This window comes from Xanthomonas sp. SHU 308, from assembly GCF_000364645.1.
Lineage (GTDB): Bacteria > Pseudomonadota > Gammaproteobacteria > Xanthomonadales > Xanthomonadaceae > Xanthomonas_A > Xanthomonas_A sontii.
Genome location: NZ_AQOK01000592.1, coordinates 1 through 765, shown reverse-complemented (window position 1 = coordinate 765; position 765 = coordinate 1). Strand labels below are relative to the sequence as shown.

The 765-nt window shown below is 68.0% G+C and carries 1 pseudogene; it reads right to left on the bottom strand.

What is annotated here, in order from left to right:
- Positions 1–765 (bottom strand): annotated as a pseudogene (locus D588_RS0116970) (methyl-accepting chemotaxis protein); the annotation flags it as partial.

The following is a 765-nucleotide window of genomic DNA, read 5'->3' as shown; positions in this document are numbered from 1 at the left end:
ATGATGCCGATCTTCTGCGCGATCTGCTTCATCGCCGCCACCGTCGAGCGCACCGCATCGCCGCCTTCGTTGGCTTCGCGTGCGGCCTTGGCGGCCATGCCGTCGGTGACCTTGGCGTTCTCGGTGTTCTGCGCGATGGAGGCGGTCATCTGCTCCAGCGACGCACTGGTTTCCTCCACGCCGGCGGCCTGCTCGCTCGCCGCCTGGCTGAGCGACTGCGCGGTGGCGCTGACCTGCTCGGAGGCGCTGGCCAGGGCGTCGGCGTTGATGTTGACCTCGCCGACCACCTGCGCGAGGCGCGCAACGGTGGCATTGATGCTGTCGCACAGTTCCTTCAGCTTGCCCTGGCACTGCACGTCCGCCAGCCGGGTCAGGTCGCCGGCTTCGATCGCCTTGAGCACGGCGCTGGCTTCGTTGAGTGGGCCGATCACTGTGTCCAGGGTCAGGTTGATGCCGTCGACGATGCGGCGGAAGTCGCCATGGTGCAGGCTGCCGTCGGCGCGCACGTCCAGGCGGCCGGCCGCGGCCGCGTCGGCGAGCAGGCTGGTGTCGCGGATCAGCGCGCGCAGGTTGGCGCGCACCTGTTCGACGGTATCGTTGATGAACGCCTTCTTGCCCGGGAAGGCATCCAGCGGCGCGTCGAAGTTGCCGCGGCCGAACTCGGCGATGCAAGCCATCGCCTTCTTCTTGGTGGCGATGTGGTCGCCGACCATGCGGTTGATGCCCTCGGCGATGACCTTGAACTCGCCATCGAAGCGGTGGCTG